20 protein-coding genes, 1 tRNA gene and 1 pseudogene are annotated in these 21289 nt (G+C 45.0%); all 22 read right to left on the bottom strand.

Annotation, left to right across the window (positions count from 1 at the left end):
• Nucleotides 1–61 precede the first annotated feature (61 nt).
• The 22 genes and pseudogenes from F9K33_09965 to hemH all read right to left on the bottom strand — a co-directional run bounded on the left by F9K33_09965 (nucleotide 62) and on the right by hemH (nucleotide 21286).
• Nucleotides 62–628 (bottom strand): fasciclin domain-containing protein, encoded by a 567-nt coding sequence (locus tag F9K33_09965; GenBank protein ID KAB2879286.1) that lies wholly within the window; start codon nucleotides 626–628, stop codon nucleotides 62–64.
• Between the two features lie 73 nt (nucleotides 629–701).
• Nucleotides 702–1196, bottom strand: coding sequence for a c-type cytochrome (locus F9K33_09960; protein KAB2879285.1), 495 nt, complete (start codon nucleotides 1194–1196; stop codon nucleotides 702–704).
• A 23-nt stretch (nucleotides 1197–1219) separates the two neighbouring features.
• Nucleotides 1220–1957: an iron-sulfur cluster repair di-iron protein gene (ric, locus tag F9K33_09955; GenBank protein ID KAB2879284.1), complete on the bottom strand. Its 738-nt coding sequence runs from the start codon at nucleotides 1955–1957 to the stop codon at nucleotides 1220–1222.
• A gap of 65 nt (nucleotides 1958–2022) precedes the next feature.
• Complete coding sequence (locus F9K33_09950; GenBank protein ID KAB2879283.1) at nucleotides 2023–2520, bottom strand: Rrf2 family transcriptional regulator; 498 nt, start codon at nucleotides 2518–2520, stop codon at nucleotides 2023–2025.
• 218 nt (nucleotides 2521–2738) lie between these two features.
• Nucleotides 2739–4031, bottom strand: a complete 1293-nt coding sequence (locus F9K33_09945; GenBank protein ID KAB2879282.1) for a DUF3421 domain-containing protein — start codon at nucleotides 4029–4031, stop codon at nucleotides 2739–2741.
• 259 nt (nucleotides 4032–4290) lie between these two features.
• Entirely contained in the window at nucleotides 4291–5415 is a 1125-nt protein-coding gene (gene thiH, locus F9K33_09940; GenBank protein KAB2879281.1) for a 2-iminoacetate synthase ThiH, read from the bottom strand.
• 16 nt (nucleotides 5416–5431) lie between these two features.
• Nucleotides 5432–6151: a Crp/Fnr family transcriptional regulator gene (locus tag F9K33_09935; protein ID KAB2879280.1), complete on the bottom strand. Its 720-nt coding sequence runs from the start codon at nucleotides 6149–6151 to the stop codon at nucleotides 5432–5434.
• Nucleotides 6152–6180: 29 nt separating this feature from the next.
• Nucleotides 6181–6888 (bottom strand): sulfite exporter TauE/SafE family protein, encoded by a 708-nt coding sequence (locus F9K33_09930; GenBank protein ID KAB2879279.1) that lies wholly within the window; start codon nucleotides 6886–6888, stop codon nucleotides 6181–6183.
• An 8-nt stretch (nucleotides 6889–6896) separates the two neighbouring features.
• Nucleotides 6897–7340, bottom strand: coding sequence for a hypothetical protein (locus F9K33_09925; GenBank protein ID KAB2879278.1), 444 nt, complete (start codon nucleotides 7338–7340; stop codon nucleotides 6897–6899).
• Complete coding sequence (gene ccoG / locus F9K33_09920) at nucleotides 7337–8773, bottom strand: cytochrome c oxidase accessory protein CcoG (GenBank protein KAB2879277.1); 1437 nt, start codon at nucleotides 8771–8773, stop codon at nucleotides 7337–7339. The genes F9K33_09925 and ccoG overlap by 4 nt, the downstream gene beginning before the upstream one ends.
• A gap of 559 nt (nucleotides 8774–9332) precedes the next feature.
• A pseudogene (locus F9K33_09915) lies at nucleotides 9333–9488 on the bottom strand (cytochrome C oxidase subunit III).
• On the bottom strand, nucleotides 9466–9663 hold the full coding sequence (locus F9K33_09910) for a cytochrome C oxidase Cbb3 (GenBank protein KAB2879276.1): 198 nt from the start codon (nucleotides 9661–9663) through the stop codon (nucleotides 9466–9468). The pseudogene F9K33_09915 and the gene F9K33_09910 overlap by 23 nt, the downstream one beginning before the upstream one ends.
• A gap of 13 nt (nucleotides 9664–9676) precedes the next feature.
• Nucleotides 9677–11827 carry a cytochrome-c oxidase, cbb3-type subunit I gene (gene ccoN / locus F9K33_09905; GenBank protein ID KAB2879275.1) on the bottom strand — a complete coding sequence of 717 codons (2151 nt, stop codon included), beginning with the start codon at nucleotides 11825–11827 and terminating at the stop codon, nucleotides 9677–9679.
• Between the two features lie 34 nt (nucleotides 11828–11861).
• Complete coding sequence (gene ccoS, locus F9K33_09900; protein ID KAB2879274.1) at nucleotides 11862–12038, bottom strand: cbb3-type cytochrome oxidase assembly protein CcoS; 177 nt, start codon at nucleotides 12036–12038, stop codon at nucleotides 11862–11864.
• The gene (locus tag F9K33_09895; protein ID KAB2879273.1) at nucleotides 12038–14506 is read right to left on the bottom strand and encodes an HAD-IC family P-type ATPase; all 2469 of its coding nucleotides are present in this window, start codon (nucleotides 14504–14506) and stop codon (nucleotides 12038–12040) included. Before F9K33_09895 ends, ccoS begins: the two co-directional genes overlap by 1 nt.
• Before the next feature lie 32 nt (nucleotides 14507–14538).
• A complete protein-coding gene (locus F9K33_09890; GenBank protein ID KAB2879272.1) occupies nucleotides 14539–15390 on the bottom strand; it encodes a universal stress protein in 852 nt (283 codons plus the stop codon).
• Between the two features lie 227 nt (nucleotides 15391–15617).
• Nucleotides 15618–16334, bottom strand: a complete 717-nt coding sequence (locus F9K33_09885; GenBank protein ID KAB2879271.1) for a Crp/Fnr family transcriptional regulator — start codon at nucleotides 16332–16334, stop codon at nucleotides 15618–15620.
• 169 nt (nucleotides 16335–16503) lie between these two features.
• Nucleotides 16504–16579, bottom strand: a tRNA-Glu gene (locus F9K33_09880).
• A 23-nt stretch (nucleotides 16580–16602) separates the two neighbouring features.
• Nucleotides 16603–17901, bottom strand: a complete 1299-nt coding sequence (gene hemL, locus F9K33_09875; GenBank protein ID KAB2879270.1) for a glutamate-1-semialdehyde 2,1-aminomutase — start codon at nucleotides 17899–17901, stop codon at nucleotides 16603–16605.
• A 17-nt stretch (nucleotides 17902–17918) separates the two neighbouring features.
• The gene (gene hemB, locus F9K33_09870; protein ID KAB2879269.1) at nucleotides 17919–18896 is read right to left on the bottom strand and encodes a porphobilinogen synthase; all 978 of its coding nucleotides are present in this window, start codon (nucleotides 18894–18896) and stop codon (nucleotides 17919–17921) included.
• Nucleotides 18897–18908: 12 nt separating this feature from the next.
• Nucleotides 18909–20297: a protoporphyrinogen oxidase gene (hemG, locus tag F9K33_09865; protein ID KAB2879268.1), complete on the bottom strand. Its 1389-nt coding sequence runs from the start codon at nucleotides 20295–20297 to the stop codon at nucleotides 18909–18911.
• Nucleotides 20294–21286, bottom strand: coding sequence for a ferrochelatase (hemH, locus tag F9K33_09860; GenBank protein KAB2879267.1), 993 nt, complete (start codon nucleotides 21284–21286; stop codon nucleotides 20294–20296). Before hemH ends, hemG begins: the two co-directional genes overlap by 4 nt.
• Nucleotides 21287–21289 lie beyond the last annotated feature (3 nt).

Here is a 21289-nt window from a genome sequence, read left to right as displayed (position 1 = left end):
CTATTTATCTACTAACGTAATTCCAATTAAAGACCCACTTCTTCATTCTAATTTCTCAAAGTCATTTTTTTGCCGGAGGTAATAAAACCCCGTCAATAACATGAACAATTCCATTGGAGCCCTGGACAGTTCCAATAATAGCGGCATCGCCAATTTTTACTTGGCCGTCCTTCACGGATAAAGTAATCTTCGAACCGCCTGCCATTTCTAAAACCTGTCCGTCTTTGAATGATTCGGTTTTAAACATGCTGACAGTAACATGATGTTGGAGAATGTTTTTCAAATCTCTTTTTTTCTCGGGCTTCAGCAGTTCGTCCACCGTGCCTTTTGGCAGTTTGTCAAAGGCGGCATTCGTTGGAGCGAACACGGTGAATGGCCCCGGATTAGCCAATACGTCCACCAACCCTGCCGCTTGCAATGCGGTTACTAGAGTGGTATGATCCTGCGAACCGACGGCGACCTGAACTACAGTCTTTTGGGAAACATCATCCTTGATCCCCGACATGCCGGCGGGAGCGGCCGTGATTCCGGTCGAATCGGTTTTTTGTTTGTCTTTTGACTGGCATGCGATCATAAGCATGCCGCAGGTCAGAAATAAACTTGCCCATGCAATGGCTGTTTTTTTCATTCTCTTTCCTCCACTAGGTTAGTTGTTACACGTGTGAAAATTGACGAACTTTCAGTTCGCCGGCAAAAATTGATTAAGAACCCTTTTTAACTTCCTTAGCTTCTTTTCTTAAGTATTCCAGTATGGACATGGCCTCGTCTTTAGTAAGATTCTGATTAGCCATGGGAGTCAGAAATTGCGCGAAAAGTTTTTTTGCTTCCGGATGTTTTTGGATCATGCCCTCAGGATTCAACATCATGTTCACTATGTACTCCGGTTTTCTGCGCTTTGTCACGTCATGTAGCTGAGGGCCTACCAATTTCGAATCCACACGGTGGCACTGGAAACACTTTAATTCAAATGTTTTCTCGCCTTTTTTTGCAAGCGCAACATCAATTGTCTCACTTAGTTTAAGCACTTCCTTAATAGGGCCAATGCCGTGTTCCATTTCAAAATCGGTCAATCCGTTCGGATTCGCAGCTTTTGCCGGTTTAGTTGGCGTTGCTTTAACTTTCTCACCGCTATCGCCGCAAGCCCACAACATGGCGCTAAGGGCAAATAGAATAAGAGATGCTTTTAGAAGTTTCATTTTCTTTCTCCATTATTTGGTTATTAGACTACTTTAATTAATGCATTTTCAATGGTGACAGCTTTTGGAAACAAAATATTATTTTCAAGATGAACATGTTTGTGCAGATCGCGCTCGAATTCATCCAGCTCGGTCAGGCATAATCGAAACGTAGTGCACGCATCGGCCGGAGGTTCGTAGTTATGACTGATGGTTCGTATTTTCGCCATGGCTTGTCCTGCGCGCTCGTGCTCAAATTCCATCACGCTGATCGGATTACGTACGGTTTTAAATGCAGGTGGTTCAACAATATGCCGCTTATTATGCGATTCGGCCATTTGGCGAATATAAGGAAACAGCATTTGTTCCTCTTTTTTCATATGCATGGCCATTTCGTCGGCCACATCATCAAAATGTTCGTTTATTTTTTTCATCTCAGGGTGATTTTTTCCGTGCGCGTTCACTACTTTTTGCAGATGAGCTTGTATAACAGGTATAGCGTTTCGAACATACGCGTGATGATTGCTTTCGATATAGTCGATTAGCAAACTTAGGTTCATATCATTGAATTCGATCTTATCTGAGCGGTATGAAGCTTGATTATTTGCTTGTGCCAGTTCGCCGCAGATTCCCGCAACATCAATCCCGTTTTCCGCGCATGCGGCTGATAATGTTTTTTTCCCTCCGCAGCAAAAATCTAATCGGTGTTTTTCAAATATGTTTGCCGAGAACGGATATTTGATTACAATCTCTGAAAGCGTAAGATTATCGATACTTTCCATGTAATATTCCTTAATAGTTATTTAGGATTTAAGACACTTTTATCTTAATTAGATTCAAAAAAATTTTATTTCCTTTTACGATGGGTCATCGTCAAAGACTTAAATAACTTTGGGTTAATCGGAGCACCGTCGGTATCGGAAATGCGCAAATTAAACACGTTAATTTTATCGGCGAGTATGGCCAATGTAGTATCGCTAAACATACGTCGAATCTTCTCCCTTTCCCGCTCCCATTCCCCGTGTAACGGGCATGGCGTCATATTACCGCAACCGGGTAATCCAAAAATACATTCAGAAAAAATATGCGTTCCATCTATTGCATCCACAATTTCTATCAGCTTGATATCCTTAGACGGCCGGGCTAAAGCAACTCCGCCTTTGGGGCCGCGATACGAAACCATAATGTTATTTTCAGTTAAGGTCTGAAGTATTTTCGTTAGAAAATGAAATGAGATATTGAGTTTTTCGGATATCTGCTGAATGGTGACGTACTCTGACTGTTCCAATGTGGCCATATACATCGCTGCGCGAACTCCGTATAAACAACTTTTTGATAGTAACATGATTCTCAATTCCGCTATTAAAGCATTTCGGACTCTTTTATCTTAAAATAAGAGAAATTGCTTTATTTGTCAAGTACTTTTATTCACACAATTGTAAAATTCTGCTAATGTAAAGGTAAGTTGGCAGATATTATTACTTGTAAATTAAATTAAAACAATAAAACCCCGGCTGCATGGTGCAACCGGGGCTTACTGAAGACTAATATTCTTGCTGGGTTTTATTGACCGCCACTTTCGATTTTAAAGGAATAACGCGCTTGAACCTTATAATCAAAGGAATCGAAGTAGCCACGAACTTCATATTCTCCTGGACTAATGAAGGGGATATCATATTCCAATTTACCCGATTTTTCTCGCGCGTACTGACTTTCTCCCCACTCGCTGTCGGCTTTTCCTTTAGTAACAATAGTAATCCATGCGGAACTGCTGCCGGGAAATCCGCTGTATTCAACGGTAATAGTCTGGCCCACGAAGTATGATTTAGAAGTCGTTCGAACCGTAGCGCCGGTGGCCTTGACCGTATTAATTACGGCAGGCTGAGCTACGCTTGATGATGTTTGCGCAACTAAAATGTAGATTTTTTCCTTGAGAACAACTTCTGCACCGCCCCAACCGATATTACATGCATTCGCCCAAAGTTTACCGCTGTGCTCGCCGCCTTTGTATGCATGTTTTGCAATGTATAGCGGCTCGCGTTTGCCTGCATCATTGTATCCGCCCAAAATCGCATTCGCCGGTACGGATCCCTTATATTCAACCCAGGCAACGGTATTTGCCGGCGCCGTCAAAACTTCAAATCCGCTATTGAAGGAATGCTCTTTGCCGCCCCAGCCGATATTGCATATACCTCCTCCACCGGGCAATATTTTGCCTGGATGCATTCCGCCCTGAAATGACACGCGTCCGACGAACATGGATTGTCCATTTTCAGATCCACCAACAACCGCGTTGGCAGGAATTGATCCGCTGTATGAAACCCACTGCACTTTTGTTTTTGGTGGAGTCACTGTAGCTAAAACAAAGATTTTCTGATTGAGAACAATTTCCGCACCGCCCCATCCAATATTGCATGCATTCGCCCAGAGTTTACCGCAATGTTCACCGCCTTTGTATGCATGTTTAGCGATATACAACGGCTCGACCTGGCCTGGATCATTGTAACCACCAGGAATTGCGTTCGACGGAAGGGTTCCGCGGTATTCCACCCATGTAACGGAATTTGCAGGCGCGGTTAGAATTTCAAATCCCTGATTGAATGAATATTCCTTGCCGCCCCAGCCAATGTTGCAGAAACCGCCGGATATTACTTTGCCTGGATGCATTCCTCCTTCAAATGACACCCGCCCAACATACATAGGCTGCCCATTTTCAGATCCGCCAACAACCGCATTGGTTGGAATCGATCCGTTATAAGGAACCCACTGGATGTCGCTCTGCTGTGCACTGATATTGGTGCCAGCAATCAAAAGAAACATACATACCGCTGCCGCACGAATTTGATTCAAATTCATGTTTACTCCGTTTTGGTGAACGTTAAGGGAACTATTAATGATTGTGACTTAATTATTCAAAAAATACTAATCTGGATGCTGGTTCGAGAAATCAAGATATCCATTTGGCAGTCACTTTAAAAAGTGCGCCTGATATTCGAGGTGATGATAGGAAAAAATGAGGATAATAATAAGGTAAAGATAAACATCAGTCAAGCAAAATCTCAAAAACCTAAACGACTTGTTCAGAAGAATGTTTAACAAGCATCTACACGGGATGTCAGCTATTTATTTCTCTCAATGCTGAAACATCATCACACCAAACCGGTTCGTACCCGTTCTCATGAAGCATCGCGCAGAACTCATCGACGCTTCGGTGATCAGCTATTTCGAATTGTTCAAGGCCGTCCTGGCGATAGGTGGCATATCCGCCGGGATTCGTTTTCGATCCGGCACTCATGCCTGTGATACCGAATTGCAGAGCCTGATCCCTGAAGGAGGCGCTTTCCCTCGTTGAAAGCGAGAGTTCCATTTCCTCCGAAAACAACCGGTAAGCGCAGATCATCTGCATTAACTGGTCATCGCTGATCGTGACCCGCGGCGGCATGATACCGACGGCCGGGCGTAATCTGGGAAAAGAGATTGAGCATTGCGTGCCGTACGTTTCGGTCAGATATTTGGCGTGCATGGCCGTAAAACAGGCATCCGTGCGCCAGTCTTCAAGACCGATCAGAATTCCGAGCCCGATCTTTCCGATTCCTGCGCGGGCAATGCGGTCCGGCGTTTCGAGGCGGTAATAGAAATGCGTTTTCATCCCCTGCGGATGATAGTCCCGGTAATGATCGCGGTGATACGTTTCCTGATATACATATATTCTATTCAACCCTGCACCAGCCAGCGTTCGATATTCTTCTTCACGTAAGGGCTGAACTTCCATCGACACGTCCGCAAAATACGGCTTGAGTAAATTCATAGCATGCATCAAATAGTCCACACCGGCCATTTTATTCGATTCACCCGTAACCAGCAAGATATGATCCAATCCCATGGAATTTAGCACAGTAATTTCATTCATAATTTCCAGATCGCTCAGGCGGACGCGTTCCAGCGCATTTTCGTAGCGGAAACCGCAGTAGAGGCAGTTATTGTAGCAAAAATTGGAAAGATAAAGCGGAGCATATATCCGGACTTTTTTGCCGAATCTTTTTAGCGTAAGAGCACGGCTTTGTTCCATCATCTCCGGGAGAAATTTTTCAGCTGCAGGAGATATCAATGCAAGAAAATCAAAACGGTCGCGTTCTCCTCTTTTATTCAAAACGCGCTTAACATCCTCTTCCGTTTGTTCATAAATGCGGGTATGAATATCATACCAATTAAACGTGTCGTAAATTTGTCGAAAGGACATTCTTTCACTTTCCCGTTTAGACCGGATGCGCGATATTCTCCAACTCTTTTTCAGACAATACCTGTATCCGGTTATCTTGAATTTCAATCAGATGCGATCGCTTGAAATCGCTCAGCAGACTGTAGACCGAACTTTTTGTAGTTCCCAAAAAACTGGCCAACTCGTCCATAGACAATGCCATATTCAGCGTATCGTCACTTTTCACTCCGTAATCGGCTTTGAGTTTGAGAAGCATGTCTGCCATCCGCTCTTTCATCGATTTACCCATCAAGTCGGTCATTTTGTTTTCCATTCCGTCGAGTTGTGTGCACAACAGCTTCATCGTCTCAACAAAAAATGTCGGATGACTTTGTATGAACTTCACAAAACAATCTTTCGGGACAAAACATGCTTCCACTGCATCCACTGCAACGACGGAATGGGAATATTTATTATGAGTCACCACGGAATCGATTCCCAATACGTCGCCCGGCTTCCCAAGGCGGATAATATGTTCCATAAGCCGATGGTCTTTTTTCACTACTTTCAGCATGCCTGAATATATACAATAGACGCCGTCTGCAGCTTCATTTTCACTGAACAAAACTTCATTTTTACGGAACCGGATAAATTCTTTACACTTGAAACTTTTTTGTAGTTCTGTTGCGCTGCCATTCTGAAATATAGTCTTCGGAAAAACCGTGCAGACAGAACAAACAGGAACTTTGTTGCTAATGGATTTAACTGATTTTTTCATGATTACCGACTTTCTACCCTTATGCTATTCTAATGGCAACACTCAATGTGCTGGGTCCCTTGATTATTGTCTAATTTCGGACTTACGTACGGTATTCCGAGCGACAGTCCACGGAGAATCAATAAAAACGATACGACAGCTATGCCAACCGGCATGATACGAACCAGTTTCTGCCTAAAATTCAATTTCATCAGACGGCCGGCAAGAGAAATGAACAACATCATCGGCAATGTCCCCAATCCAAATAAACCCATATATACGGCCCCGTAAAAAATATCCGACGTTACAATGGCGCCCGCCAAAGCAATATATACCAACCCGCAGGGCAAAAGCCCGTTGACCAATCCGATGCTGAATAATGACGTATAAGAATGTTTAAGTAAAAATTTTCTAAAAAAAACTTTAATCGCTGAAAAACCTAAGTTCAATGGAGAAGAAAAAAATATTTTGTTCTTGATGCTTATTGGAAGGAGTACGGAAATGAGCAGGATCAAACCTGTTCCAACCGAAAGCGCCTGTTGGTAGCCGGCAAATTTCACCGTCGCGCCAAGGACACCCATCACTGCGCCCATCAGGGCGTATGTGGCGGCCCGTCCAAAATTATACAGGAGCGATCCGGTCAGTATTTCAAATTTTGATGAACCTGCATGAGGCAAAGCCAGGGCCAGCGGCCCGCACATTCCGACGCAGTGAAAGCTCCCTATTATTCCTAGAATAAACCCCGTAAAAATCTCCATAACTTCCCTTATTCTATAAACAGAATGTCTTCATTATAATATCCGGTGCTATCAGCCTGCCAATTGAACTGTACGCGCCAGAGCCCTTTTTCCATGTTACTCAAGGAGACATGCTGTACATTTTTATCGTCCGGATGAATCGATATGGTCCTGTCGTTTTTGGAATCAGAAGGACGGTACAGATTAATCGACCCTTTGATTTCTTTCCGGTCTTTAGGAAATTGCAATACCAGTTGATCTGCCTGAAGTTTCCACCCGAGCGGACTTACTAAAGCTTTGGTACGTTTTACCTTGTCAATATGCTGTTGATATGCAATTTCTTTGTCGTAATAGTTTTCCTCTACCAAATCAACTTTATTAAATGTAGAAACAACAAAAAAACCGATTATAAACAAGGCAAAACTGCTGTACAGAGCTGTTACCCCCAATGCCCAATTACCGTAAATTTTCATTTCCTAACTCCTTTCGCCGGCGCAATAAACGATGTTTCCTCCGAAGAAACCAAAGTATTTTCCCGATACACGCCGATGCTGATCTTAATATAATTTTGTTTGACTGCTTCCGGTGGAATGTCAACAAGAAAAGTAGACTCAACCAGCGCGTCCGGTTTAAGCAATAATTGATCCGCACCTGCAACCGTAATGGTGCCCGGCACGTTTTCGAGTTCAAAATGCACCTTCATAGAGTCGAACGTCTTATTCAAAATTTTTGCCGTGTACATATTCCGTATCCGGCCGTCTTCCAGCACCTGGTACATAGATCCTTTTGCTCGAAGAATCGTAGTCTCCATATCTTTGCGGGTCACAATAAACGCCGATGTAACCGCCATCAGCAGCACGAGTACCGCTGAATAGCCAACGATCCTCGGCGTCACGGTAAACTTGATTCCTTTTGTTATCAGGTCAAAAGAAGCATATCGGATCAGTTTTTTTGAACGCCCGATCTTCTCCATAACACTGTCGCACGCGTCCATACATGCCGTGCAATTCACACACTCCAATTGGGTTCCGTTTCGAATATCAATTCCCGTCGGACATACCTGCACGCACAGGCCGCAGTCAATGCAGTCACCGGATTGATTTTCTGCAGCATGCTTTAATTTACCGCGCGGCTCACCGCGTTTAAAATCGTACGCGACGACGATCGAGTTTTTGTCCAGCATCACCGATTGCAGACGTCCGTATGGGCAAACATAAACGCAGGCCTGCTCGCGGAAACTAGCAAAAATAAAATAGAAAAGTAGACTGAACCCGATCATAAATGAAAAACCGACGATGTGTTCCAGCACAGGTTCTGTGATAATCTTAAATAATCCGTCAACGCCGATAATATATGCCAGGAATGTATTGCCGATTACAAACGAGATCACAAAAAAGATCACGTGCTTCGATGTCTTCTTCAAAAATTTGTCCGGTGACATTTCTGCGCGATCCAATTTATATTGTTCGGCGCCGTCGCCTTCAATCCAGTATTCGATTTTACGGAACACCATTTCCATAAAAATGGTCTGCGGACAGGCCCAGCCGCACCAGATTCGGCCAAACACTGCCGTAAAAAGAAAAATGAAAACGACCAGACTCAGGAACACAAGTGCAAATATATAAAAATCCTGCGGCCAGAAAGCCATTCCGAAAATAATAAATTTACGCTCAATAATATTGAGCAGAAGAAACGGATATCCGTCTATTTTTATAAACGGAACACCAAAAAGTAATGCTAGAAGAATGGCGCTTACGACGATACGCCAATTATGATATTTTCCTTTTGGCTTTTTTGGATATACCCAAACTCTTTTCCCTGACTTGTCGATGATGGAAATGCTGTCACGGAAACTATCCTGATCTTTTTCACCGTTCTTCTGAATTTTTTTTTCGTCAGCAATCATATCGTTTTTATATTTTCCAATCCATTCTGTTTGCTCATTTAACCAAATTACCCTGCGGCGGTTTTGGGTTCGGCGGATTGGTTCCGCGTAATGTTAAAACATAACTGGATATCTTAAGAATATCCTCTTCGCCGAAAGTTTTACCCCACGCCAGCATACCTTTTTCAGGAACACCTTTCGTGACGGTGCGCATCACGTCATTGATGCCGGCGCCGTGAATCCAGTAATCATCCGTCATGTTAGGCCCGATGCCGCCTTCACCCAATATGCCGTGACAAGGCGTGCAGACTTTGAGATAAATTTCTTTCCCTTTTGAAATATTCGCCGCATCTGTAAACGCCACGTAATCCTTTATGATCTCAACTTCTTTCGGCGCCTCGGGTTTGCCCATTTTTTCTGCAATCATTTTCGGCGTGATATCCGATTTGGTGGGATAATAGGGCACTTTATAATACGGTTCAAAGTACTTAGGCGCCGAATAATTTGGGTCTTTTTGTTTTGACCACGTCTGGTCATATTCTTTTTTGTATTCGTCCACAGAACGATCGCCCCATTCCGTAATGTGAAAGTACAACAAATACAACACAGCCCAGACTATGGTAATATAAAACATGTTGATCCACCATGGCGGCAATGGATTATCATACTCCCGGATACCGTCGTAGTCGTGATCTAAGAGTTCATCTCTTACTTCAGCCATGAACTTTTCCTCCATTATTTGAATTGGTATAATCTTTTTCCAATGGTAATTCTTCCATATGCCGGATATGCCGTTTGTCCATCCGGATAAGATGGTAGATGATCGCCAAGAAAGCACTGAAAAACAGGATCAACGCGATCACTGGAAGAACCTCGCTACCTTTGACGTTTTCTAGAATATTTCTAAACATATTTTCTCCGAAATTATTTAACTTTGATATCCGTTCCCAATCGCTGTAAATACGCGATCAGCGCAATAAGCTCCTTATCGGCCGTTGTCTCAAAACCTGCGTCATTCAGATCTTTGGCAATTATTTCGGCCTGTTCCTGTAGATCGGCCAGTGCCTGATCTTCATATCCTTCAGGATACGGAACGCCGAGCGTCATCATGGCCTTGATCTTTGCGGCGGTAGTACTGGCATCGAGCCTATTGACGGCTAACCAGATATAACTCGGCATGATCGAACCGGGTGAGAGCACACGCGGATCGATCATGTGGCTGTAATGCCATGAATTCGGATATTTTCCGCCGATCCGGTGCAGATCCGGCCCGGTTCGTTTCGATCCCCATTGGAATGGATGATCATACACATACTCGCCTGCTTTGGAATATTCGCCGTACCGTTCCGTCTCCGAGCGAAACGGGCGAATCAACTGGGAATGGCAGGTATAACACCCTTCACGCACATAAATATCGCGTCCTTGCAGTTCCAGCGGCGTATACGGTTTCACACTTGCGATCGTCGGAACATTGGATTCAATAGCAAAAGTGGGAATAATTTCGAAGGCGCCGCCTATCAGAATCGCAACCAAGGTCAGAACGTAGAATTGAACCGGTTTACGTTCCAGCCAACGATGATACTGTCCTTTCTGCGCAGCGTGATAAACCTTGGCAAGCGCCGGGGCCTGAGCTTCTTCATCAGCAAGGAATTTACCTTGTTTTGCTGTTTTGTAAATATTGTAGAACATGATGCAGGTTCCCGCTAGAAACAGCGTGCCGCCGATCGAACGCATTATATACATAGGAATAATCTGCGTGACGGTTTCCAGAAAATTGAAATACTGAAGCATACCGTCCGGTGTGAACTGTTTCCACATAAGTCCCTGCGTAATACCTGCCCAGTAAAGCGGAACCGCATAAAACACGATACCTAAAAAACTTATCCAGAAGTGGGCATTGGCCATTTTTTTTGAATACAACGACGTGTTATACAGCCGAGGGATCAGCCAGTAAATTATCCCGAAAGTGAGAAATCCATTCCAGCCGAGCGCGCCGATATGCACATGCGCAATAGTCCAGTCGGTAAAGTGGGACAACGCATTGACGCTTTTGATCGACAACATCGGTCCTTCGAATGTTGCCATACCGTACGCGGTGACGGCAACGACCATAAATTTTAAAACGGGCTCTTCACGCACGCGGTCCCACGCGCCACGTAGCGTGAGCAAACCGTTAAGCAGACCACCCCAGGACGGAGCGATCAGCATGATCGAAAAGACCGTTCCCAGCGACTGCGCCCAGTCAGGTAGCGCAGAGTAAAGCAAATGATGCGGACCTGCCCAGATATATAGAAATATCAATGCCCAAAAGTGAATGATCGATAAACGATAGGAATACACCGGACGATCAGCCGCTTTTGGCATGAAGTAATACATTAATCCAAGATATGGCGTAGTCAGAAAGAAAGCGACCGCATTGTGCCCGTACCACCACTGCACAAGCGCATCCTGCACGCCTGCATAAATCGAATAGCTTTTGAATAGCGAAACGGGAATCGCCATTGAATTGACAACATGCAAAACGGTAACGGTAACCCACGTCGCAATATAGAACCAGATCGCAACATACATATGGCGCTCGCGCCGTTTTAAGATCGTGCCCAGCAGGTTAATTCCAAATAGAATCCAAACTACGGCTATTAGAACATCGATCGGCCACTCCAGTTCCGCATACTCTTTGCTGGTTGTCATCCCAAGGGGTAGCGTGATCGCCGCAAGGACAATAATTAGTTGCCATCCCCAGAAATGTATTTTACTCAGCAGATCGCTGAACATGCGCGCTTTGCACAGGCGTTGGAGGGAATAATAGACGCCCAAAAATATTCCGTTGCCGACAAACGCAAAGATAACGGCGTTGGTATGCAAAGGACGAAGGCGGCTGAACGTCAGATACGGAATGCCTAAATTCAGCGCAGGTAGATACAACTGAATGGCGATAATAATGCCAACCAACATTCCGACCCCGCCCCAAACGAGCGTTGCTATCGTAAAATCACGGACAATCGTATTATCATAGTGAAACGTTTCAAGATTCCGATCCGCTTTTGAATCCTGAACTTTGGATGCTTGCTCCATAGACTGCCTCTCCATAATTCGTTGTAATGATTACTCAGTTTGTAGATTTATTATTTCGATTATTTTCAGTTCTTTTGCCGTCGAGAAGAATGCGCACTGACGGTGTATAAGTATCGTCAAATTGTCCGGACTTAACAGCCCATAGAAACGCGATCAGAAACCCGACAGCCAGAGTCAAACTTGTAATTACCAACACAATTAAAATAGTCATTAGATGCCCATCTTTCTTTTTTCTATATCGCCACGAACAGAAAATCCTAATTTCTTTGCCTTATACGTCGTCATTACTACGGCAAATAACACCGTGCTGACGGAGCTTACCGGCATGATGATTGCGGCAACCAGTGGAGTCAGTTTCCCATACACTGCAAAGCTTAATGCGACAACATTATATAAAAAGATCAAAGTGAAACACATGTATACGACGTTCATGCTTTGCCGCGACAATGCAACAAAGAACGGTAAATTGCCAAAGCCCTCTGCTTTCAGGATGGCGTCGGAGCTCGGCGTAAATGAACTTGTGGTTTCCGTAATCGCTATTCCGACGTCACTTTGTTTTAGTGCCCCGGCGTCATTCAGTCCGTCGCCAATCATCATAACTTTTTTCAGATTTTCCTGAAGCGATCTGATGTAATTAAGCTTATCTATCGGTAATTGTTTGAAGAGCATTTCCGTTTTAGCGCTGAATATTTTCCGTAACGCCGGTTTTTCGCCTGCATGATCCCCGGATAAAACCTTCAATGCATATCTCCCGTTCAAATTATTCAACACGGTTGACAAGCTTTCCCGATATTCAGATCGAATCTTGAAGACCCCTTTCAGTGTGCGATTGATGGCAATGTATACTCGGGAAAAATGAACCTGCATGGAGTTTTCAGGCGCTTTCTTAAATTTGTTTCCGGTAACCCATGCGTGCGATCCGATGCTGATCTCTTGCGCACCAATGTTGGCGCGGATGCCGCGTCCTGGAACTTCCTCGAATTGCATGACTTCTGGTGAAATCGAGGCTGGAATGGATTCGTAAATGTAGCGGCTCATCGGATGCGTAGACTGGCGAACTAATGCGCGAATCCAGCTTTTTTCTTCCGGACTCAGCGCTATTCCCTCATACGATACGGCGCCAGAGCGAGGAATCGTTAACGTACCGGTTTTATCAAATACGATAGTGTCGACCCCGGCCATTCTCTCAACGACAAGATCGTTCTTCAAAAATAAATGATGACGTTCAAAGATCCGCAGAACCGTGCCGAATGTAAACGGAATTGACAAAGGTAATCCGCATCCGCAAGCGACGATAAGGACCGAGGTAAAAACATTAAGAGCTATACTCGCATCATACACAAACCAGAATAATGCAGAAGACATAGCAATGGCGAGAATTGCGAACGTAAAATATTTGGCGATTTTTTGACTAAGCTGCGAAAGGCCGCTCTTATCTTTATTCTTAAAAACTTCCTGGTTCCACAATTCGGTTAAATAACTTCTTGAGACTTCTTTTGTCACATCGATGTCAATAGCGCCGCCCATCTGCTTTCCGCCCGCAAATACCCGCTCGCCACGCACAACATACACCGGTTGGGATTCGCCGGTCACAAAACTGTAATCGATCAACGCCTCCTCGCTCCGAAGCACACCATCCGCAGGTACTAGCTCCAGATGGCGGATGATGAGACAATCTCCAACGGCGATATCCTCAATGGGAATGCTCTTTTCGCCCTGCGCGTCTCTGCGTAATGCGGCAATGGGAAAATAAGATCTAAAATCACGGTCAAATGACAATTGGTAAAATGTTTTTTTCTGAAATATTTTGCCAACAATCAGAAAGAAAGCCAGACCGGCTAGAGTGTCAAAATATCCAGAACCGCCTTGATAAAAAAGTTCATATACGCTGCGGGTGAAAAGCGTCACAACACCGATTGAGATCGGCACGTCCATATTAATAGTTCTTTGCCGTAAACTAACCCAGGCTGACGTGAAATAGTCGCTCAGACTGTATAACAGCGGCAAGGTCAACAGAAAACTGAGGTAAGCAAAAAACTTAAGAAATCCGTATTCCAACGGCGCCGCAGACAAGTAACCCGGCATAGAAAGCAACATGATATTGCCGAAACAAAAACCGGCTATACCTAACTTGATATACAGCGACTTTTCAACGACGGAAAATACAGATCCCTTATTTTTGTCATAAGCAAAGTTGGGTTCATATCCGATCGACGATAGCAGTTCAGCAATCTTACGCAAAGACGTTTTCTTTTCGTCAAACGTCAGCGACGCTTCTTTTTTCAAAAAGTGGACATTAGAATGGATGACCCCGGAGTCCAGCTTGTGGATATTCTCCAACAGCCAAATACAGGCATTGCAGTGAATCTGAGGCAGGAACAAAGTAACCTTAGAAATTCCGCCCTGCGAAAAATGGATGATCTTATCTCGTAAACCGGGAATATCGAGATACGCATAATCGGCCAAATTGATCTTTTTCGGAGTAACGCGAACTTGTTCGTCAAAGTGATAATACCCCGTTAGTTCTTTTTGTCTGAGTAATTGATAGACGAAAAGACACCCCTGACAACAAAATATTTTTTCATCATCTTTTATCATGCTCCCATCGCAGGGATCGCCACAGTGGAAACAAGTGTAAGACACATTTACGGTTTGATTTGGAGGGTAGACGGATACCATTAACTTAGATCGTTGTCCTCAAAATATATAAATTAATTTGTGTGTTTGAATGATCGTAACGTAAGAACTGGAATGAAAGAAGTGTTGACAACTTCTTCTGTAACGCTGCCCATGATCAGCCGTTTAATGCCGGTGCGGCCGTGCGTGCCGATCGCGATCAAATCGATATCCTGAATATGGGCATATTCGTTAATGCCTGTGTTTTCAACAAACGCCTCATAACTATCGGTAAAATACGTAATGCCGGACAAATCCAAGTCTGAAAGAAATTTTGTAAACGCCTCGGCTGCGAACGTAGGCGTTTCGAATATGGAGGAAACTCTCACATGAAGAAAATGAAGTTCAGCGCCGAATTCACGGGCCAACGCAATCACCTGCGGACAAACCAATTTGCACAGATCGGAATAATCAACCGGAAAAAGTATTTTTTTGACTGTTTCCTTTTTTCTTGTCTGTCTGACTGTGATTACCGGGCAAGGAGAAAGGCGCACCACTCGTTCGGCATTACTCCCCAGAAAATAATTATTGCTCCCGCGTCCGTGGGTGCCCATAAGGATCAAGTCTGCACCGTGTTTCTTGGCAATTTCGACGATCTCGAGATGCGGTTTACCCATTTCAATTGCCACGCGAACCGGTATTTCTTTCGGAAATAACCTTACCCACTCGCGTAGCTTTTCCTCAACGACTTTCCTTATTTCATCGGTGACAAACGAAACATCCGCTTGCAGATCAATATTCACCGGATTCATCAGGTAACTTGCCTCGTCTACATACAAAATGTCCAGCGATGCCTGGTATTTTTTTGCTATCATGATCGCATAGTCTACGGCGTGACGAGCGCAATCGGAAAAATCAGTTGGGAATAGTATTTTTTTGACTTTCATAACTTTAACTAAAACAAGATGAAAGATCAGTTTTCGCCGGTAGAATAATGTAACTGATAAGCTATGTTTTTCCAATGACCTTGTTCATAGCGTTACATGACTTTTGTCATGTTTTTTACTCCCTAAGTTTTTGTAAAATAAAGGTTTTATAGTGAAAATTTTCTCAATTCACAAAAAAATAAAACTCAACCCGAGCGGTTGAGTATGTATACGTGACGAATTATTTTCTAATCGTAGAGGTGAGCCGTTTTAACAAGGGCGGGTTGGTTGATAATGCGGATCTTTCGCCCCGTGAGATCAATCATTTTTTCATCTTTAAATTCGGATAACAGTCGAATGATCGTTTCCGTAGCCGTTCCGACAAGATTTGCCAGGTCTTCCCGGCTTAACGCAACCGTGATAAGGCCGTGATCGTTTTCAAATCCGTAATTTTCTTTCAACATCAATAATGTTTCGGCTAACCTTTCCCGAACATTCTTTTGCGCCATTTCAGCGATTTTGTTTTCAGCGGATTTCAGATCGTGCGATAAAAGATGTACCATTTTCATCGACAGATCTGCATTGGTATTCATGATAGCGAAAAAAATATTCTTTGGAACAAAACAAATATAGGCGTCTTCAAGTGCCGTGGCCGAAGCGGTGTAATTTTCCCCGCTCAAAAGCGAGCGGTATCCCAGTATATCCCCTTCCTTGCCGATGCGTACGATCTGTTCCTTACCTCCGTAACCTAACTTATATACTTTGACTTTTCCCTTATTCAAACAGTACAATCCGGAAGGACGATTACCTTCAAAAAAAACATTCTGTCCCTTCTTATACACATTACCCGCTTTATTCAGCGATAAACTGTCAAGGTCATCTGCGCTCAAACTTTTGAAAATTGAACAGTCCCTCGTTTCGCACGTCTCACACGTAGGCACTTCAATTTTTTTATTAATATTCATAAATAATGTTTTCCAAAGAATCCCGTAAATATTGAAAAAAAAGGCGAATACTACAAGATTTTTCTGTAAAAAGCAGCAACCGTCGCATGAAGAATTTAACACCAAATAATTGAAATTATTTCAGTATTTTTTTGGACAAGCAAGAAGTAACTGTAAAATCAGAAATGATTGGTGTCCCCTAGGGGATTTGAACCCCTGTTTCTGCCGTGAAAGGGCAATGTCCTAAGCCACTAGACGAAAGGGACGTATATGAAAAATTTATTTTTCTTTACAAATCGAATGCAAAACGCAGGGAACTTTCGGCAGAATCCAGAGTCCTATCTATATCATCCTCGGTATGCGCGGCGGACATAAAGGCCGCCTCGAATTGCGATGGGGCTAGATAAATCCCGCGCTGCAACATGGCGTTGAAATACAAAATAAAACGCTGCTTGTCAGCTTTAACAGCAGAATCATAATCTTCCACCGACTCACCCGTAAAAAACAAAGTAAACATTGAGCCAACGCGGTTCTGTATTAATGGCAACCGAGATCGATGGATGATTTCGTTTAATCCGTTCTCCAATCGTGCGGATAATCGTTCAAGCGTTTCATATATTTCAGGTCTTTCCTGAAGTGTTTTAAGCGCGACCAGGCCTGCGGCCATTGCAAGAGGATTTCCTGAAAGGGTTCCTGCCTGATACATCGGGCCAAGCGGCGCAACCATACTCATGATATCCTTTCGCCCTCCGTATGCTCCCACGGGCAATCCGCCGCCGATGATTTTTCCAAAAGTTGTCAAATCGGGTTTGATGCCGTACAATTCCTGGGCGCCTCCAGGGGCTACGCGAAATCCCGTCATAACTTCGTCAAAAATGAGAACCGCACCGCATTTGGTACACAGATCCCGAAGCGCGTTTAAAAATCCGACTTTAGGCGGAATACAGCCCATGTTGCCGACCACCGGTTCGACGATCACGGCCGCAATTTGCCCTTGATGAGATGCCATCAATTGCTCTACCGATTCTGCGTTATTAAATTGCGCGGTAAGGGTTCCTGCCGCGACGGACGTAGTGACGCCGGGACTATCGGGAACGCCTAATGTGAGCGCGCCGGATCCGGCCTTGATCAAAAACGAATCTGCATGTCCGTGATAACAACCTGCAAACTTAATAACTTTTTCCCTGCCTGTGAAGGCGCGCGCTAACCGGATCGCGCTCATGGTCGCTTCGGTTCCGGAATTTACCATTCGCACCATTTCTACCGATGGAACCATTTTTATGATCTGTTCCGCCATCTCGATCTCAAGTTCCGTTGCCGCGCCGTAACTGGTTCCGTCAGACGCAGCCTTCTGCACTGCGTCAATAATTGGCCCGTGCGCATGACCTAAGATCATCGGGCCCCACGAACCGACGTAGTCAATGTAGGAATGGCCGTCTTCGTCCCAGAGTTTGGAACCGTTTGCCTTTGTGATAAATAAGGGTGAGCGGCCTACGGATTTGAATGCGCGAACGGGGGAATTGACTCCGCCCGGAATTACTTTACATGCGCGCTGATATAATGATTCGGATTTTGGCGTTTCAAACATATACACAATCCTGTTGTTTATGAATGGAGTAGTTTCGCGGCTTCTTTAGCAAAGTAAGTTAATATAAGATCCGCGCCGGCTCGTTTAATACTGATCAGCGTTTCCATCATCACGCGCTCTTCATCTATCCAGCCGTTTTGCGCGGCCGCTTTGACCATCGCGTATTCTCCGCTCACATTATAAGCGGCGGTCGGAACATGAAACGTTTCTTTCACACGGCGAACTATATCGAGATAAGGTAAGGCCGGTTTCACCATCACGATGTCTGCGCCTTCAGCAAGGTCTTCAGCAACTTCCCGGATCGCTTCGTCTCCGTTCGCCGGATCCATTTGGTGGGAACGGCGGTCGCCGAATTGCGGCGTACTCTGCGCGGCTTCACGAAACGGACCGTAAAAGCCGGACGCGAATTTGGCCGCATAAGACATGATCGGAAGATGTATAAAATCATTTTCATCCAGAATCGCCCGAATAGCGGCCACGCGTCCATCAAACATGTCCGATGGCGCGACCATGTCGGCACCCGCGCGCGCGTGCGATAATGCTTCCAGGGCCAGTAATTTGATCGAAGCATCGTTGACGATCTCATCGCCTTGAACGATCCCGCAATGGCCGTGCGATGTGTATTCACAAAGACAAACGTCGGTAATGACCATCAAATCCGGAATTTCTTTTTTCAATAATCGAACGGCCTGCTGAACGATGCCGTCGTCTTGATAGGCGCCGGATCCCACTTCGTCCTTATGCTCCGGTATGCCAAAAAGTATCACGGCAGGAATTCCGATCGCGAATACTTCCTTACATTCTTTGAGCAATTCGTCGACCGATAATTGATACACGCCGGGCATCGAAGATACCGGCCGTTTTAGTCCTTTGCCGGGAATAACAAATAGCGGATAGATCAGATCGTTCTTTGACAGGCTTGTCTCACGAACCATGGCGCGAATCGGAGCTTTCATGCGCAGACGGCGCTGGCGGATAATAGGAAATTGACTCATACTTTTTCCTGGTTAGTTATTCTTCTGTGTATTGAAAGTTTGATCTTTAACAATTCGTTTGGCCAATTGGTCAGATTGCATAAGGCAATCGCCAACCGAAATACCCCCTCGGTAATTTCCCGTAAAATACAAACCCGACATGCTTCTTTCCGTTTTCGCTAATTTATTCATCATTTGCCCGTGGCCGATTCGGTATTGCGGAATAGCTTTGATCCATTTGTGAACTCTTGAATACACAGGCGATCCCTGTATTCCCATGATTAAATTCAATTCTGTTTCTGCCAAAACTGTCAATGCCGATTCATTCTGATCAACCAATTCCGGTTGGCGCGCTCCGCCGACAAAAACCGTAAAGGCAACATGCCCCTCGGGCATTCGTCCGTCAAAAATGGACGAAGTCCATATGGCGCCGAGAATAGACCTTTTTTCCTTTTCCGGAATTAAAAATCCGAAACCGTCTAAGTTCATACGAACTGCCGAAGCCGGATATCCCAGGAAAATTTCAGCAGCGGGAGCGTATGAAATAGACTTGAGGATATCAGCTGTCTCCGGGGCAAGGTCTTCAACACATTTTCCGGCCGTATAAGCCGGAACGGCTAAAACAATTTTATCAGACATCCATTCGACTGCGCGGCCATTTTCTTCTGCTTTTATAATGAACTCTCCCGTGTCATTTCCAGATCGGCTTAATGCATGGACGCGTATACCTGTTCTGACGCGATTTCCTAAGGCTTTATGTAATGCCAAAGGCAGGCTTTGCATACCCATTCGGTAGGAAAACATCTCGGCGCGGTTTTTTGCAACCGATCCATCGTCCGCCGATCTTTTCTTTTTCTTCATCGCGCCGCGTATCAGGCTGCCGTGTTCTTTTTCCAACGCGTAGAGTTTTGGAAAAGCGTCTCTAACGCTGAGCTGCGCCGGATCGCCGGCATACACACCGGCAACAAACGGGTTGATCGCATAATCAAGAAATTCTCTTCCCAGCCGGCGTTCTACGAACTGCGCCAACGTTTCCTCTTTATCCGCGCGTGAAATAAATGGCTCCTTCAATAATCTCCATTTTGCGCCGCAGGACCACAAGCCGGAATTCAGAAATGAAAGTGGCGACATCGGCAACATATGAAGTTTTCCGTCGCGCAAAATATATCGTTTTTTAGCTGAAGGCTTGGAAAAACAAATTTCAGATTCAATGCCGAGTTCTCTGGATAGTGTGTCAAATAAAGGCGTGGTCGCCAGCGCGCTGTTTGGGCCGGTTTCGATAAGCCAGTCGCCGTCACGCAGCGTCTTCATCGTCCCGCCGACAGAAGAATCGCTTTCAACGACGGTAACATCTAAACCCTCCTTATGCAGCCACCATGCTAATGTTAATCCGGATATGCCTGCTCCGATGATCGTGATCATGACCGTTTGAGCTCCTGTATAACCAGATCCGACAGACAGCCAATAAATTTATTGTTGTCAATTAAAGCGGGCGTCATATCAAAATAACGTATGCCTAATTTGAGGGCATCTTCTTTTGCTTCAATGTTGATCTCAGAAAGCGTTTCTATGTGATCCGTTACAAATGCAACCGGAACGACAAGCACATGTGAGACTTGTTCTTTCGCCAGCGATGCGATCGCTCCTAAAAGCGATGGCTCCAGCCATTTCTGCGGGCCCACTTTACTCTGGAAACAAAGATGATGCGGTAATCCGAACGCCCCTTTTTTAACCACCGCTTCGTACGTAGCGCGAATATGGCGGGAATACGGATCGCCGTCCCTGACCAGTTTCATCGGCGTGCCGTGCGCGCTGAACACCAGATGAACTTTTTTCCGGTCTTCGGCCTGAATACGATCGAGACTGAGGCGAATTTGCCCTACAAGAGATTCGATATATAAAGGATGATCGAAATAGCTGTGAATTAGCGTCGTCGGGATTGAACGTTTACCAAATTGACGCACACATCGATTCCATTCGTTCACACTGGAACCGGTTGTCGCTTTGCAATAATGCGGATACAGCGGCAACAGGATGACACGATCGTATCCGCCGGCAGCAACTTGTCGTACCGCTTCCTCCGTAAAAGGATGCCAATATCGCATTGCGATCAGCACATCTGCCGTTACTCCGGATGTTAGCAGAGACTTTTGCAGACTCTGCGCCTGAAGTTTTGTCTGCGGCAAGATGGGAGAGCGGTTACCGATTCGTCGGTACAATGCCTGAACTTTGGGCGCGCGCCGTGACGAGATGAGCCGCGCCAATGGTCTGCGAAACAAAAACGCGCCGGGCAGGTCGATAATATCCGGATCGCAGAACAGATTATACAAAAAAGGCTCTACCGCTTCGAGGGAATCCGGACCGCCCAATTGAAGCAGCACAACAGCAGTTTTAGGTTTTTCTAAATTCATTGG

The sequence above is a fragment of the bacterium genome, assembly GCA_008933615.1.
Classification (GTDB): domain Bacteria; phylum CLD3; class CLD3; order SB21; family SB21; genus SB21.
This window is presented reverse-complemented; position numbering and strand designations above follow the sequence as displayed.